Source organism: Pseudoalteromonas sp. HL-AS2, from assembly GCF_031198805.1.
Classification (GTDB): domain Bacteria; phylum Pseudomonadota; class Gammaproteobacteria; order Enterobacterales; family Alteromonadaceae; genus Pseudoalteromonas; species Pseudoalteromonas nigrifaciens.
This window is the reverse complement of sequence record NZ_CP133571.1, coordinates 384856-399088: the sequence shown is the minus strand read 5'-3', so window position 1 is coordinate 399088 and position 14233 is coordinate 384856. Positions and strand designations below refer to the sequence as shown.

15 protein-coding genes are annotated in these 14233 nt (G+C 41.5%); 9 read left to right on the top strand and 6 right to left on the bottom strand.

Annotated features, from left to right (window positions below; all coding sequences use genetic code 11):
- From coaE to yacG, 3 genes are all read left to right on the top strand, one after another.
- Window positions 1-633, top strand: coding sequence for a dephospho-CoA kinase (gene coaE / locus RB215_RS01915; RefSeq protein ID WP_309216748.1), 633 nt, complete (start codon window positions 1-3; stop codon window positions 631-633).
- Window positions 634-753: 120 nt separating this feature from the next.
- On the top strand, window positions 754-2427 hold the full coding sequence (gene pilB / locus RB215_RS01910) for a type IV-A pilus assembly ATPase PilB (RefSeq protein ID WP_309216747.1): 1674 nt from the start codon (window positions 754-756) through the stop codon (window positions 2425-2427).
- 155 nt (window positions 2428-2582) lie between these two features.
- Window positions 2583-2813, top strand: a complete 231-nt coding sequence (yacG, locus tag RB215_RS01905; RefSeq protein ID WP_011327088.1) for a DNA gyrase inhibitor YacG — start codon at window positions 2583-2585, stop codon at window positions 2811-2813.
- A 236-nt stretch (window positions 2814-3049) separates the two neighbouring features.
- Here the strand turns inward: yacG and RB215_RS01900 are convergent, their stop codons facing one another.
- Window positions 3050-3535, bottom strand: coding sequence for a Spy/CpxP family protein refolding chaperone (locus tag RB215_RS01900; RefSeq protein ID WP_011327087.1), 486 nt, complete (start codon window positions 3533-3535; stop codon window positions 3050-3052).
- Window positions 3536-3699: 164 nt separating this feature from the next.
- Here RB215_RS01900 and RB215_RS01895 point away from each other — a divergent pair, with 164 nt between their 5' ends.
- From RB215_RS01895 to RB215_RS01885, 3 genes are read left to right on the top strand one after another with little or no spacing between them, the layout of a single operon-like run.
- Window positions 3700-4389 (top strand): response regulator transcription factor, encoded by a 690-nt coding sequence (locus RB215_RS01895; protein WP_179807187.1) that lies wholly within the window; start codon window positions 3700-3702, stop codon window positions 4387-4389.
- Window positions 4367-5782, top strand: a complete 1416-nt coding sequence (locus RB215_RS01890) for an ATP-binding protein (RefSeq protein ID WP_309216745.1) — start codon at window positions 4367-4369, stop codon at window positions 5780-5782. Before RB215_RS01895 ends, RB215_RS01890 begins: the two co-directional genes overlap by 23 nt.
- 3 nt (window positions 5783-5785) lie before the next feature.
- Entirely contained in the window at window positions 5786-6718 is a 933-nt protein-coding gene (locus tag RB215_RS01885) for an alpha/beta fold hydrolase (protein ID WP_309216744.1), read from the top strand.
- 230 nt (window positions 6719-6948) lie between these two features.
- Here RB215_RS01885 and RB215_RS01880 read toward each other — a convergent pair whose 3' ends face one another.
- Window positions 6949-7815 (bottom strand): cation diffusion facilitator family transporter, encoded by an 867-nt coding sequence (locus tag RB215_RS01880; protein ID WP_080516823.1) that lies wholly within the window; start codon window positions 7813-7815, stop codon window positions 6949-6951.
- Window positions 7816-7976: 161 nt separating this feature from the next.
- Here RB215_RS01880 and trmL point away from each other — a divergent pair, with 161 nt between their 5' ends.
- Window positions 7977-8441 carry a tRNA (uridine(34)/cytosine(34)/5-carboxymethylaminomethyluridine(34)-2'-O)-methyltransferase TrmL gene (gene trmL, locus RB215_RS01875; RefSeq protein ID WP_011327082.1) on the top strand — a complete coding sequence of 155 codons (465 nt, stop codon included), beginning with the start codon at window positions 7977-7979 and terminating at the stop codon, window positions 8439-8441.
- A 189-nt stretch (window positions 8442-8630) separates the two neighbouring features.
- On the opposite strand, the gene gpsA is transcribed toward trmL, so the two are convergent.
- Genes gpsA through RB215_RS01855 form a run of 4 tightly spaced genes read right to left on the bottom strand, consistent with a single transcriptional unit; the run spans window position 8631 to window position 10902 of the window.
- Window positions 8631-9638 (bottom strand): NAD(P)H-dependent glycerol-3-phosphate dehydrogenase, encoded by a 1008-nt coding sequence (gene gpsA / locus RB215_RS01870; protein WP_058372461.1) that lies wholly within the window; start codon window positions 9636-9638, stop codon window positions 8631-8633.
- A gap of 3 nt (window positions 9639-9641) precedes the next feature.
- On the bottom strand, window positions 9642-10130 hold the full coding sequence (secB, locus tag RB215_RS01865) for a protein-export chaperone SecB (protein ID WP_011327080.1): 489 nt from the start codon (window positions 10128-10130) through the stop codon (window positions 9642-9644).
- Between the two features lie 39 nt (window positions 10131-10169).
- Window positions 10170-10439: a glutaredoxin 3 gene (gene grxC, locus RB215_RS01860; protein ID WP_011327079.1), complete on the bottom strand. Its 270-nt coding sequence runs from the start codon at window positions 10437-10439 to the stop codon at window positions 10170-10172.
- A 31-nt stretch (window positions 10440-10470) separates the two neighbouring features.
- Window positions 10471-10902: a rhodanese-like domain-containing protein gene (locus tag RB215_RS01855; protein ID WP_011327078.1), complete on the bottom strand. Its 432-nt coding sequence runs from the start codon at window positions 10900-10902 to the stop codon at window positions 10471-10473.
- A 629-nt stretch (window positions 10903-11531) separates the two neighbouring features.
- On the opposite strand from RB215_RS01855, the gene gpmM reads away from it, so the two are divergent.
- Together gpmM and RB215_RS01845 are read left to right on the top strand one after the other, a co-directional pair.
- Window positions 11532-13076 carry a 2,3-bisphosphoglycerate-independent phosphoglycerate mutase gene (gene gpmM, locus RB215_RS01850; protein WP_309216741.1) on the top strand — a complete coding sequence of 515 codons (1545 nt, stop codon included), beginning with the start codon at window positions 11532-11534 and terminating at the stop codon, window positions 13074-13076.
- A gap of 3 nt (window positions 13077-13079) precedes the next feature.
- Window positions 13080-14222, top strand: a complete 1143-nt coding sequence (locus RB215_RS01845; protein ID WP_309216740.1) for a peptidoglycan DD-metalloendopeptidase family protein — start codon at window positions 13080-13082, stop codon at window positions 14220-14222.
- The last annotated feature ends 11 nt before the right edge of the window (window positions 14223-14233 follow it).

The window sequence follows — 14233 nt, the reverse complement described above, 5'->3', positions numbered from 1 at the left end:
ATGAGCGAACATACTGTTAAAGTAACGAACATAAATAATTGGGTACTGGGTTTAACTGGTGGTATAGGCTGTGGTAAAACGGCTGTAAGCAACATGCTTGAAGCGCTGGATATTTGCGTTGTTGATGCCGACATTATTGCTCGCCAAGTGGTTGAGCCTGGCAGCGAAGGGCTAAAGGCAATTATTGCACACTTTGGTGCTGATATACTCTTAGCCGACGGAAACTTAAACCGCAGTGCTTTACGCGAGCTTGTATTTAGCAATAATGAGCATAAAAACTGGTTAAATGCGCTGTTACATCCACTTATTCGCCAGCAAATTATTACTGATTTAAATAATGCCACCAGCCCTTATGTGGTACTTGTTGCCCCGCTACTTTTTGAAAACGGCTTAGATAAATACTGTAACCACACTTTACTTATAGACGTGCCAAAAAACGTGCAAATAGAGCGCACGGTTAAGCGTGATAACATAAGCTTAGAGCAAGTTAATAGTATTATTGCCGCGCAAATGTCGCGTGAACAAAAACAACAACAAGCAGATGATATTTTAAATAACGATCGCAGCTTAGCTTTGGTTAAACACGACTTAATGGCTTTACATAAAGGCTATTTAAAACTGGCGTTAAAATAGCCATACATTATAAAAACAGCTATTTTAATTGCTAAAATCAGCCTAGATTGTGATGGGCAATGTAATCCCTGCTTTTTTCTGATAAATTGCTAACTATTGAAGGATTTAACCAGGTGCGCAATGAATATTAACTCACCGTTATTAAGAAAATTTATTACCCTTGGCCGTGTTGATGCCGATATAGTAAAAACTAAACAGCAAGAGTTTGCCTCTACTGCTGAGCTTATTGCTAAATGCGGAAAAATTGACAGTAAAGATTTAGCGGCACAATGCATTGATTTATTTAGGGTGCCTTTTTTTGATTTAAAAGACTTTAATACTGCACTTATTTCTCCTGAGTTAGTAAAAGAAAAACTGATCCGTAAGCATCATATTTTGCCTTTAGTACAAAAAGGCAGAAAAGTGTATATTGCCGCCTCTGATCCTACCGATTACGGCGCATTTGAAAACTTTGAATTTAGTACTGGTTTGTCTTGCGAAGTGGTAGTTGTTGACTACATTCAACTCGATAAAAAAATAGAACAATTGCTTGATGCCACTGGCAGCTTAAATTTAAGTGATGACGAGTTTAAAGAATTTGCCGAACTAGACGCCGATATACAAAAAGACACCTCTAAAGACGATGATAAAGACGATGCACCAATCATTGTTTACATTAATAAAATATTAATGGATGCGATTAAAAAAGGTGCGTCTGATTTACACTTTGAACCCTACGAGCACAAGTACCGAATTCGCTTTAGAATTGACGGCATTTTGCACGAAGTAGCCAGCCCGCCAAACACTTTAGCAACTAAGCTTTCGGCGCGAATTAAAGTAATGTCGCGCCTTGATATTGCCGAAAAACGTAAACCACAAGATGGCCGCATAAAGCTAAAAATAACCGAACGTAAAAGTATCGATTTCCGGGTAAGCACCATGCCTACCTTATGGGGCGAAAAAATTGTAATGCGTATTCTTGATTCATCTAGCGCCATGCTTGGCATTGATGTATTAGGTTACGAACCTGAGCAAAAAAAGCTGTATATGGATGCGCTTGAGCAACCACAAGGGATGATATTAGTAACTGGGCCTACTGGCTCGGGTAAAACGGTATCGCTATATACGGGTTTAAATATATTAAACCAGCCAGAGCGTAATATTAGTACCGCCGAAGATCCGGTAGAAATTAACCTCGAAGGGGTTAACCAAGTACAAATTAATATTAAAGCCGATATGACCTTTGCCAACGCACTACGCGCATTTTTACGCCAAGATCCCGATGTAGTAATGGTAGGTGAAATACGTGACTTAGAAACCGCCGAAATATCAATTAAAGCGGCGCAAACAGGTCACTTAGTGCTTTCGACTCTGCATACTAACTCAGCGCCCGAAACCATTACCCGCTTATTAAACATGGGCGTACCTGCATATAACGTAGCAAGTTCAATTAGTTTAATTATAGCTCAGCGGCTAGCGCGCCGCTTATGCCCTAAATGTAAAACACCTGAAAATTTACCTAGCGAAGAACTACTGCGCCAAGGTTTTAGCCAGCAGCAAATTAGTGAAATGACCTTGTATGCTCCTAAAGGTTGCGAAAACTGTACCGATGGCTATAAAGGCCGTGTAGGTATTTACGAAGTAATGAAAATTACCCCAGAAATAGCACAAATTATAATGCGCGGTGGTAACTCACTAGAAATAGCTGAAGTGTCCCTTAAAGCCGGATTTAATAACCTGCGTTTATCGGGTATTCGTAAAGCCGCCGACGGCATGACCTCCTTAGCTGAGATTAATCGGGTAACGAGTTTTTAATATCAGGTATCAGGTATCAGGTATCAGGTATCAGGTATCAGGTATCAGAAAAATGATACGACTCTATAAAAGCCAATACAATACTAAAAGCATTTAAACTGACTTAGAGTTTGGCTATTAGACAGCACCATTTAAAACAAGATTGAGAGATTACTATGCCAACTATTGTTAACTGCCCAACCTGTAAAAGTAAGGTTGAATGGTCAGAGCAAAGCCCACACCGCCCGTTTTGTTCAAAACGTTGTCAGCTTATTGATTTAGGCGAATGGTCGTTTGAAAATAATAGAATTTCAGCTCCTATCACTTCAGCTGAAGATTTTAGCCAAGACATGATTGAAGACATAGAAGCCATGATGGCAAAAAATGAAGATGACTTTTTTAAGTAGTAAGTAGGTTTTGCCTAGAGTTTGTAGGCGAGAGTTTACCTCGCGCAATCGTTTTTAAATTTTAACCAGCGCGGCATAAAGCCCCGCCTACGGGTAATTTAAACACCGTGCTTGGCTTTGTCTCTATCTAAAACCTGACACCTTGTTTTACTTAAACAACATACAAAGCAAAACACCGAGCTCAAATTGAACTCGGTGTTTTATTTTATCTAGCCAAAAACTTATCCAACTAAAAGCTATTTTGAATGTTTTTTCTTACCCATGCGCTTTTGCATTTTTGCAAACTTTTCTTGCTGCTCTGCATTTAGAACTTGCCACACTTGGTGCTGAGTTTTTAATTTAATTAAACCCATTTCCTCACCTTTTTCGTGGCGTTGAGCTAGTAGCTCTTTTGCTGCATTTTCGTCAAACGTTGCTGCCGATAATAAGCTTTCCATTTTAGCTTTGTGAGCGGTGCGCTGTGCTTTGCGCGATTCTTTGTCGGTGCCTTTAAGTGCTTGCATTTGCGTTTTTTGTGCTGCAAATATAGCTTCTAATTTAGTTTGCTGCTCTTGTGTTAAATCAAGTTTATCAGCGCCGCGTTCCGATAGTAAAAAGTGCGCTTGTGAGTGGCGACCTTGCTTATGCATATCGCCTTTGGCCATAACACTGGTTGCACCGAAAGTAGCGGTTGCTAAGCCACAAATAAGTACTAGTTTTGAAAGTGTATTTACTTTAGTCATAATCATTACCTTTACTATTGGATTGGTTGTTTTAATCTGTTGAGGTAACTATACCCGCTGCAATGCAAAGTAACGCAAAGCAGTGTAAAGGTTATGTAAAGATTCACTTTTGTACTATTAAGCAGGTAAAATCAGCACATACGGCACAACCCAAGGGTTTGAAAATGAAACTATTAATGATTGATGACGACACAGGTTTGTGTGAGCTATTAAGCGAGTATTTAACCGCGCAAGGATTTAACGTGCAAAGCGTACACGACGGCGAGCAGGGCTTAAAACTAGCGCAAGCGAACGACTACGCACTAATACTACTTGATGTAATGCTGCCTACCCTTGATGGTTTTGAAGTACTTAAACAACTTAGGCAAACCAAGCTTACGCCGGTAATTATGCTTACCGCCAAAGGCGAAGATTTTGATCGTATTTTTGGCCTTGAACTTGGCGCAGACGATTACATACCTAAACCTTTTAATCACCGTGAGTTACTTGCCCGAGTTAAAGCAATTACGCGTCGTATTGAACATATAACCACCATGAATGCCACTAGCAATAATAAATTAGTGGTTAACGGTATTACTATTAATTTGGCTGCTCGTGAAGCCTTAATTAAACAAACAACCTTAACCCTTACTGGCACCGAATACGAAATACTCGCATTACTTGCCAAACGCGCTGGTGAAGTAGTTAGTAAAGAGCAAATAAGTGAAGATGTACTTGGCAGGCGCTTAGCCTCGTTTGATCGCTCTATTGACATGCACGTTAGCAACATTCGTAAAAAAATAGCTGAGCACTTACCTAACGAGCTAATTAAAACCATTAGAGGGACGGGCTATGTCTTTATTCAAGGCGAATAAATTGGCAAGTTTTAGCTGGCTTAAACATCCTCGGCACTATTTGTTTTTTAAAATCTTTACTTGGTTTTGGTTAACTATTATTGGCACAGGTGCGGCACTTATATTTTTAAGTAGTGTTACAACTATTAACTCTGTTAGTTATAACCCTTTGCATGGCCCAATGGAAAAAAACTTAGCTTATACCGCTAAAAACATTGAGCGTTCTACCATAAAGCACAAGCGTTCGCTTAACGATACGCTAAAGCACCCTCGACGTACTAATGGTAAGCTTTTGTATTTAAATGCAGAGCAGCTAGAAGATTCGCTAACAAATAAAAGCATACCCGCCGATGTTGATTTAAGCTTGCTTAACTTTACTAAGAGCATGCCGCCGCAAGTTATTTATACCGAAAAATACCAAGCAATTGGGCCAATAAAAATTAGAGTACCTGAAGGTGATTTTTATTTATATGAAATAGATATTTACAACCATACGCCGCTATATTTGCGGTTAAAGTTAATGCCGGGTTGGATAAAAATATCAATTGCTATAATTGCCTCACTTATTTTAAGTTTTTTATTTAGCCGTAACTTAATTGCCCCTATTAATAGCTTAAAAAAAGCCGCTATAAAACTCTCTGCCGGCGATTTAACAGCCCGGGCTGCTATATCCGTTAATCGTAAAGATGAGCTGGGTATATTAGGTCGCGACTTTAACCGTATGGCTGACCAATTAGCGCAATTAATTAGCGCGCAAAAACGCTTACTGGCCGATATATCGCACGAGCTACGTTCGCCACTTACTCGCTTAAAAATGGCGACAGGCCTTGCGCAAATGCAGGCAAGCGAAGCCAGCCAATCGTATTTACTACGCATAGAAAAAGAAGCCAACCAGCTTGATAAAATGATTGCCGATGTATTGCAAGTGTCGCGCTTAGAGGCAAATAGCCAAGCGTTATCGCTACACAAACAGTCACTGCAAGATATTGTTGATCATGTACTTAACGATGCCACCTTTGAAGCAAAACAGCACAACAAGCAACTGCAAGTAAGCGGCTCGGCGGCGGTAACACTAAATTGCGATGAAGCGCTAATTGCCAGCGCACTGGAAAACTTACTGCGCAACGCGATTAAATATGCACAGCACACTATTAGCCTTACCCTAAAGCACGGTGATGCCATTTATATTGAAATATGTGATGATGGCCCAGGTGTACCAAATAACCAGCTTAGTAAGCTATGTGAGCCGTTTTTTAGGCAGTCAGATGCGCGTGACCGAGTGAGTGGTGGCACGGGGTTAGGCTTAGCGATTGCCAAAAATGCGATTATTGCTCATGGCGGCAGCTTGGTTTTATCAAATAAACCACAAGGTGGCCTGTGCGCCATGGTAACTTTGCCAATAATAAAAGAGTAGAGAATGTTTTACAGTAGTGAAAACGAGCTTGTTGATAATCAACCCAGTATTAATGATTTTTATAACAACACCCTAGTTAAAGCCTATTTAAATACCCCTGCCGGGCAGTTATTTTACGCCTATGCAAAACCTGAGAATGCGCATACCGCGATTGTTATTAGCTCAGGGCGTATTGAAGGGCTTGATAAATACAAAGAGCTATTGTGGGAGCTGTACACTAATAATTTTGCCGTGTTTATTGTTGATCATCAAGGGCAAGGCCGCTCTTACCGACAGTTAGCTAATAAGCATAAAGGCTATGTAAAATGTTTTACTGATTATCGCCACGACCTGCATTTATTTAATCAACAAATTGTTGATAACCACTGGCAAGGCAAAAAAATACTGCTTGGCCACTCAATGGGCGGCGCAATTGCCTTTGACTATTTAGCTCATTTTGAAAATAGTTTTAGTGGGTTGTTTTTATCGGCACCTATGTTTGACATTCACACTAAAAACACTCCAAAACCGTTGGCAAAACTAATTGCTAACGCAGCTGTTTTTTTCGGTTTTTCACAAAGTTATGCCCTAGGGCAAAACGATTACAGCCCAGAAGAGTTTGCTTTAAACTCATTAACTAGCAGCCAAGTGCGTTATAAAAACTTTAGGCAAACTTATCAAGACCCACTACTGCAACTTGGTGGCGTAACCTATGGTTGGCTACAAGCCGCATTTACCTTTATTGCATCGGTTGATAAGTTAAGCATTAATATTCCGCTGTTTATTGCCAGCGCAGAGCGCGACGAAGTAGTAGATAACGCCGCGCAATATAAATTAGCAAACCGACATAACCAGGCAATAATAAAGAGCTTTGCCGGTGCTAAGCACGAACTATTATTTGAACGTGATGAAATACGCCAGCCACTGCTAACAAGTTTGTACCAGTTTTGCGAATAGATGTGGAAGAGCAGGTTTGAGGTATTAGGTTTCAGATTATAGGTAGAAAAAACCAAGCTCGGTGTTTGGGTTAAACCGTAGGCGGGGCTTTATGCCGCGCTTGTTAAGTTTTAAACCTTGCGCGAGGTAAACTCACGCCTACGGTAAAGGTTTAGATTTTATGTTTAAGGTATTAGGTATCAGGTTAAATCCGGTGTTTGCTTGGTTTTAACCTGAGATACCAGCTTTGCTTACGCTTCAGTTACTGCGGCTCCCTCAGTGTCACTCAGTTCCACGGAAGACAAAGGGTCTAGGTGAATTAGAATATCAACTTCTGACTCAAATTCTTTAGTGATCATTGCCTCTACTTCATCGGCTACGTTGTGCGCGCGAATTAAGCTTAGGTGATCATCTAGCTCTAAATGTAATTGAATAAACTTAACTTTCCCACCTTGTCGAGTACGCACACCGTGTACACCGCGCACATCGATATGGCTTTTCGATACATCTAAAATACGTTGTTTTTCTTCGTCTGGCAGCTCTTTGTCCATTAAGTGATCTGCGCTATCTCGGGCTATATCCCAACTGTTATAAAGTAGGTAACCGGCAACGCCAACTGCAAAAATAGGGTCCGCGTACAACACACCATAATACGAGAGTAAAATAGCCAGTAGTACCGCAGCATTTAAAATCAAGTCACCTTTGTAATGTACTGAGTCGGCCTTTATTGCAATAGATTCGGTATGTTTAACTACTTTATTTTGTACAAATACAATCACTAATGTACAGGCAATGGCAAAAATACTTACCCATACACCTAACAATGAATGAGTGAGCTCTAAAGGATTAAACAAGCGCTCTATACTATGAAACGCTAATAAACAGCCAGAACCTGCAATAAATGCGGCCTGCCCTAGCCCAGCGAGCGCTTCGGCTTTACCGTGACCAAAACGGTGGTCGTCATCGGCGGGGCGCAGCGCATAACCTAATACTAAAAAACTCATAGCTGTGGCGGTAATATCCATGAGTGAATCGGTTAATGAGCCCAGCATTGACGCTGAACCCGAGGCAAGCCATGCCCAGGTTTTAGCTGCAATCATTAAGCTCACCATGACCATAGTGACTAAACTAGAGGTTTTTACCCAAAATTCGTAACTGCGATTATGCACGTATTTATCCGTTAATAAGTGTATTGAATAAAGTGAGTATATCAGTTTTTTACACGCTTTCTGTGTATACTGCAAATCGTTAAATTACTGACTATTTTATAAGGCTCGTTATGCTGGATATTGTTTTATACCAACCTGAAATCCCACCGAATACGGGTAATATTATTCGCTTATGTGCAAATACGGGCTATTCGCTACATTTAATTGAGCCACTTGGCTTTGCATGGGATGACAAACGAATAAAACGTGCCGGCCTTGATTATCATGAATTTAGCCATGTACAGCGCCATGCTTCGTTTGAAGCTTACCTAGAAGCATGCAAGCCTAAAAAAATATACGCTTGCACCACTAAAGGTAGCCAATTTCATCATCAGGCACAATACGAGGCCGGCGACTGTTTAGTATTTGGCCCTGAAACGCGCGGCCTTCCGGATGAGCTAATTCAATCGCTTCCAAACGAGCAACGGGTACGCATTCCGATGCAAGCCAATAGCCGCAGTATGAACTTATCTAACGCGGTTTCGGTGTTTGTGTATGAATCATGGCGCCAGCTTGGGTTTCCGGGCGCGAAGTAAGAAGTAAATAGTTTTAGGCGCAAGGTTTTAGGTAAGTGAATAAACCAAGCGCCTAACTTGTAGGGGGGAGCTTACCTCGCGCAGGTTTAAAGATTAACCTGCGCGACATAAAGCCCGCCTGCGGTTTAACCAAAACACTGAGCTTGGCTAATGTCTACCTAAAACCTAGCTTTAATGAAAGCTGCCCTTTTATTCTGAGCGCTGCTCTCGGCCTAATAAAGCCATAGCCGCTTCTTTCATGTCTTTATTTTCGTACAGTACTTTATAGATTTGCTCGGTGATTGGCATTTCTACACCGCTGCGCTGCGCTAATAAATACACTTCTTTAGTGTTTCTAAAGCCTTCGACCACTTGGCCTATAGACTCTATTGCAGCCTCTACGCTTTCGCCTTTACCTAACGCCAAACCAAAACGACGATTACGTGACTGGTTATCTGTGCAGGTTAAAATTAAATCGCCAAGGCCTGCCATCCCCATAAAGGTTTCGGGTTTTGCGCCCAAAGCACAGCCTAAGCGTGTTAGTTCAGCAAGGCCGCGAGTAATTAGTGCCGTGCGTGCATTAGCGCCAAAACCTACGCCGTCGGAAATGCCTGCACCAATAGCAATCACGTTTTTAACCGCACCACCTAGCTGTATGCCAATAAAATCATCATTGTTGTACACTCTAAATGAGCGACCGCAATGCAGTAAATCAGCTAACTGCTTGGCAAATTCTGTAGAGGTGGATGAAACCGAAATAGCAGTAGGCGATCCCATGGCCATTTCTTTAGCAAATGTTGGCCCCGAAAGCACCGCTAATGGAATTGCATCACCAAGCTCTTGCACTGCAACTTCTTGTAATAAGCGCCCGGTATTTGGCTCTAGCCCTTTCGTTGCCCACGCAACTTTTGCGCCTTGCTGTAAAGCTGGTTTAATTTGCTTTAAAGTGTCGCCAAATGCATGGCTAGGCACAACCACTAACACTATTTCATTACTTGCAGCAGCACGTTGCAAGTCGGCTTCAAGAGTTAAAGTGTCGGGAAAAGGAATATCAGGTAAGTAACGTTGATTTTTTCGCTCAGCTGCAAGCGTGGCAACGTCGTCGCTATTGCGACCCCAAAGTGTCACTTGGTGACCATTTCGGGCTAAGCAAATAGCAAGGGCGGTGCCATAAGACCCCGCCCCCAATACAGTAACAGCTGAAGTTGCTGTACTCATAATTTATGCGTCTACTGATGCCTGCTCAGCTTGCGCTGTGCGTTGTTGCATGTATTGTGCAAATAATGCGTCAAAGTTAACTGGCGCAAGGTTAAGCTGTGGAAAAGTACCACGGTTAACAAGGTTAGAAACTGCTTCACGCGCATATGGAAACAATACGTTAGGGCAAAATGCACCAAGCATATGAGCAAGTTGTGTTTCTTCAACGTCAGCAATAGTAAAAATACCTGCTTGTTGAATTTCACATAAAAAGGCCGTTTCTTCGCCAATAGATGCAGTCACTGTTAGTGCTAAAACCACTTCAAATACACCTTCGTCTAACTTATTAGAGCGAGTGTCTAGGTCTAACTTAACTTCTGGTGTCCATTCTTTTTGAAAAATAGCTGGAGAGTTTGGCGTTTCAAACGACACGTCTTTTGTGTAAATACGTTGAATAGTAAATTGTGCACCAGTTTCTTGTTGTGCTGCTGCGTTTTGCGTTTCTTCGTTCATTGTAATCCTTAACCTGTTCGTTATTATAATTAGTTAAATTTAAGCGTTTAGTGTGGCATTTAGCTTTTTATCAAGCTGGCCTTGTGCTTCTATTGCCATCATGTCGTCGCAGCCACCTATATGCTCATCATTAATAAAGATTTGCGGTACCGTGCTTGCGCCGCCTGCTTTGGCGATCATTTCATCGCGCAGCTCAGGCTGTACACCAATATCAAAGTTTGTGTATTGCACACCTTTACTGTCTAAAAGTGCACGAGCACGTTGACAAAAAGGGCAATACGCTTTGGTGTATAAAACAACATTACTCATAATATATCCTCTATCGGACTGCTAATATTTATTAGCGACCGGTTGTAGTTGGTAAGCTCGCAGATTGCCACGCGCCCATACCACCAGATAACACACTTACCTGCTCAAAACCCGCTTTATGCATAGCGGTTGCAGTTCCTGAAGCGGTCATACCTGTAGTACATACCAATATAATGGGTTTACTCTTATACTTTTCAAGGTTTGAAAAGTCAGATTTTTTCGCATTTTCAGGGCTTAAATGCTGAGCACCGGCAATATGTCCGGTGTTAAACTCTTTTTGCGCACGCATATCAATAACTTGACCGTCTTCACGGTTGATAAGCAGCGTTAACTGCTGAGGGTTTATTTGACGCACTGCTGAGAGTTTACTTTTGATCCAACCACTAACAATAAGAAACACAATACCCACCCAAGCTGCACTTAAAATTGGGTGATTGGTGATAAATTCAATATATTGATCCATTCGACATCCACTATAAAATTACATCCTAAAACGTGATGTTTTAGCTATTTTTTTCGTTCAATACCAATTGCATTAACCCTATAAGCAAGTATAACAAGAGGTAAGCTACTCACAAACAACATAAAATTTAAACAGGAGTACTCTACTTCTGTAAAAATTTTAAACACAATATATACCTAATTTACCTTACTCACATACACAGCGCTTTAATAAAGTTGGTATTATACCAATTGCATTAAATTAATGAGCTATTATAGCGTCAATAAATGATTCAATAACAAGTAAAAAATGATGATATATAGTTGTTCTATATAAATTATTTTTAACGTAGTTAGTGAGCTATTTAACCAGCTAGAATGTGCATGTTTTTAATAAAATTGGTATTAGCTGCGCAAGTATACCCAAATCAGCTAAAAATGCGAGTTAAGGCAAAGCATAATACGCTTTTACGAGGTGTTTTTAGTAAGAACAAAGTAACAGCTTGTTGTTAATTTTTAGCAAGATATTAAAAAGTTTTAATATCTTATTTTGATTGCTGATCCTAGCTATAAAACACGGTATGCTTAGCATCAGCATGTTAGCGGTAATGTTAGCGTGTTTTATCGCAACGTTAACCTTGAGGAGTGACTATGTCAGAGCATAAAAAACCACTGGTATTAATGATTTTAGATGGCTGGGGATACCGCGAAGATGAGCAAAGTAATGCGATTCTGGCTGCAAACACCCCTGTATTAGATGAATTATGGGCCACCCGCCCGCGCACATTAATTTCAGCTTCGGGTTTTGATGTAGGCCTTCCTGATGGTCAAATGGGTAACTCTGAAGTTGGCCACGTTAATTTAGGCGCAGGACGCGTTGTTTATCAAGACTTTACTCGTATAACAAAAGCGATAAACGATGGCGAGTTTGACTCCACTCCTGCACTAGTTGATAACATAGATAAAGCCGTAAGTGCAGATAAAGCCGTGCACATTATGGGGTTATTAAGCCCAGGCGGCGTACACAGCCACGAAGATCATATTGTGGCAAGTATTGAACTTGCTGCAAAACGCGGTGCAAAAGAGGTGTACTTTCATGGCTTTTTAGATGGCCGCGACACACCTCCACGCAGTGCTAAAGCTTCTATTGAGCGCATTGAAGCGGTATTTGCAAAGCTACAATGTGGCCGCTTAGCATCGCTAATTGGCCGTTATTACGCAATGGACAGAGACAACCGCTGGAACCGCGTAGAAAAAGCCTATAACTTACTTACGTTAGCACAAGGCGACTTTAGCTACCCGACTGGCGTAAGCGCACTTGAAGCTGCTTATGAGCGCGACGAAAACGATGAGTTTGTAGCCGCAAGCACCATTACTCCTGCAGGCGCAGAGCCTGTACAAATTAACGATGGCGACACGGTTATATTTGCTAACTTTAGAGCCGATCGCGCCCGTGAAATTACACGTGCATTTGTTGAGCCTAACTTTGACGGTTTTGCCAAACAAAAATCGCCTGCACTTAGCGCATTTGTAATGATGACCGAATACGCTGCAGATATAGACGCCCCAGTTGCATTTGGCCCTACGCCACTGGTAAACGTACTTGGCGAATGGTTTGAAAAACACGGTAAAACTCAACTACGTATTTCAGAAACCGAAAAATATGCTCACGTTACGTTTTTCTTTAGTGGTGGCCGCGAAGACGAATTTAACGGTGAAACCCGCGAACTTATTCCTTCACCACAAGTTGCAACCTACGATTTGCAGCCCGAAATGAACTCAGAAATGCTTACCGACAAACTCGTTGCGGCAATTAAAAGCGGCAAATACGACGCTATTATTTGTAACTACCCTAACGGCGATATGGTGGGTCACTCTGGTGTATTTGCAGCGGCAGTTAAAGCCTGCGAAGCAGTTGATCACTGTATTGGCCGCGTAGTAGCAGCACTTAACAAATATGGCGGTGAAGCGCTTATTACTGCCGACCATGGTAATGCTGAGCAAATGGCCAACCTTAAAACAGGCCAAGCCCATACTGCACATACTAGCGAGCCGGTGCCATTTATTTATGTGGGCCGCGACGCAACACCATCTGAGGGTAAGGCGCTTAGTGATGTAGCGCCTACTATGCTGCACTTAATGGGCATGGAGCAGCCAACTGAAATGACAGGCAAACCTATCATGACGTTGAAATAATCTATGCAAAAATGTATTAATAGCGTTACTAAGCTAATTTTAATACTGACTTTTTTAGCGACTGCAACTGCAGTCGCTAATGAAGATCGTACCAAAAAAGATCTCAGCGAAGTACAAACGGCACTTAAACAAAGCCAATCTGAATACAACGCGCAACGCAAAAAAGTTGCCACGCTACAAAAAAACCTACAACAGCACGAACTCGAAATAGCTAAAAACGCCAAAGCCCTAAATATGGCTGAGCAGTCGGTTAAAAAAACCGAACAACAGCAACAGCTGCAACAGCAAAAAGCCGATCAACTCGAACAACAACATGCACAGTTTCAACACGCATTAGCTGCGCAACTTAAAAGTGCTTATATGGCCGGTGGCGACGATGATTATGCAAAAATGCTGCTCAACCAAGAAGACACGGCTAAATTTGAGCGCACCCTAAGCTATTATAATTATTTAAATAAAGCCCGTATTGAACAACTCGAAGAGCTAAAAGCGCTGCAGTTACAAATAGCGAAAAACCAGGCTGAACTGGCTAAAACAAAGCAAAAACTAGTAAACCTGCATGATGAACAAAAAAGACGCCAAACTGCATTAGTTAACGCCCAAAGTGAACGCCAAGCCAATTTAAAAAATTTACAGGCACAGCTAAATAACACTAAAAGCTCAATTAACTATTTAAAAGAAAACCAACAAACGCTGATCACAACTATTGAAGAGCTAGAGAAAGAAAAAAATAAAAAAGTTGAATTACTCGGCCTCAATAATAGCAAAGGCAAACTTAACTGGCCAAGCCGAGGTAAGTTAGAGCACACTTTTGGACAACGAAAACACGGTGGTATTGACTGGAAAGGCGTATTAATTGGCGCAAAAGAAGGCAGCAATATTAACAGTGTTCATAATGGCCAAGTGGTATTTGCCGATTGGTTAAAAGGCTACGGCTGGGTAATTGTAGTTGACCATGGTGAGGGCTTTATGAGCCTTTACGGCCATGCACAAACCTTATTGAAAGATGTTGGCGACATGGTAAGAGAAGGCGAAACGGTAGCGCTAGTTGGCCAAAGCGGCGGGCAAGCAAGTTCTGGTCTATACTTTGAAATGCGCCATAAAGGGCGTGCAGTAAATCCTGAAAAATGGTGCAAACGCATTTAGCAAATACCAAT

Coding starts and splice junctions, on each gene's coding strand:
- gpmM (WP_309216741.1), top strand. CDS start 11,532: ATGTCAGAGCATAAAAAACCACTGGTATTAATGATTTTAGATGGCTGG.
- RB215_RS01900 (WP_011327087.1), bottom strand. CDS start 3,535: ATGACTAAAGTAAATACACTTTCAAAACTAGTACTTATTTGTGGCTTA.
- RB215_RS01890 (WP_309216745.1), top strand. CDS start 4,367: ATGTCTTTATTCAAGGCGAATAAATTGGCAAGTTTTAGCTGGCTTAAA.
- secB (WP_011327080.1), bottom strand. CDS start 10,130: ATGAACGAAGAAACGCAAAACGCAGCAGCACAACAAGAAACTGGTGCA.
- gpsA (WP_058372461.1), bottom strand. CDS start 9,638: ATGAGTACAGCAACTTCAGCTGTTACTGTATTGGGGGCGGGGTCTTAT.
- yacG (WP_011327088.1), top strand. CDS start 2,583: ATGCCAACTATTGTTAACTGCCCAACCTGTAAAAGTAAGGTTGAATGG.
- coaE (WP_309216748.1), top strand. CDS start 1: ATGAGCGAACATACTGTTAAAGTAACGAACATAAATAATTGGGTACTG.
- RB215_RS01845 (WP_309216740.1), top strand. CDS start 13,080: ATGCAAAAATGTATTAATAGCGTTACTAAGCTAATTTTAATACTGACT.
- grxC (WP_011327079.1), bottom strand. CDS start 10,439: ATGAGTAATGTTGTTTTATACACCAAAGCGTATTGCCCTTTTTGTCAA.
- pilB (WP_309216747.1), top strand. CDS start 754: ATGAATATTAACTCACCGTTATTAAGAAAATTTATTACCCTTGGCCGT.
- RB215_RS01885 (WP_309216744.1), top strand. CDS start 5,786: ATGTTTTACAGTAGTGAAAACGAGCTTGTTGATAATCAACCCAGTATT.
- RB215_RS01855 (WP_011327078.1), bottom strand. CDS start 10,902: ATGGATCAATATATTGAATTTATCACCAATCACCCAATTTTAAGTGCA.
- trmL (WP_011327082.1), top strand. CDS start 7,977: ATGCTGGATATTGTTTTATACCAACCTGAAATCCCACCGAATACGGGT.
- RB215_RS01880 (WP_080516823.1), bottom strand. CDS start 7,815: ATGGTCATGGTGAGCTTAATGATTGCAGCTAAAACCTGGGCATGGCTT.
- RB215_RS01895 (WP_179807187.1), top strand. CDS start 3,700: ATGAAACTATTAATGATTGATGACGACACAGGTTTGTGTGAGCTATTA.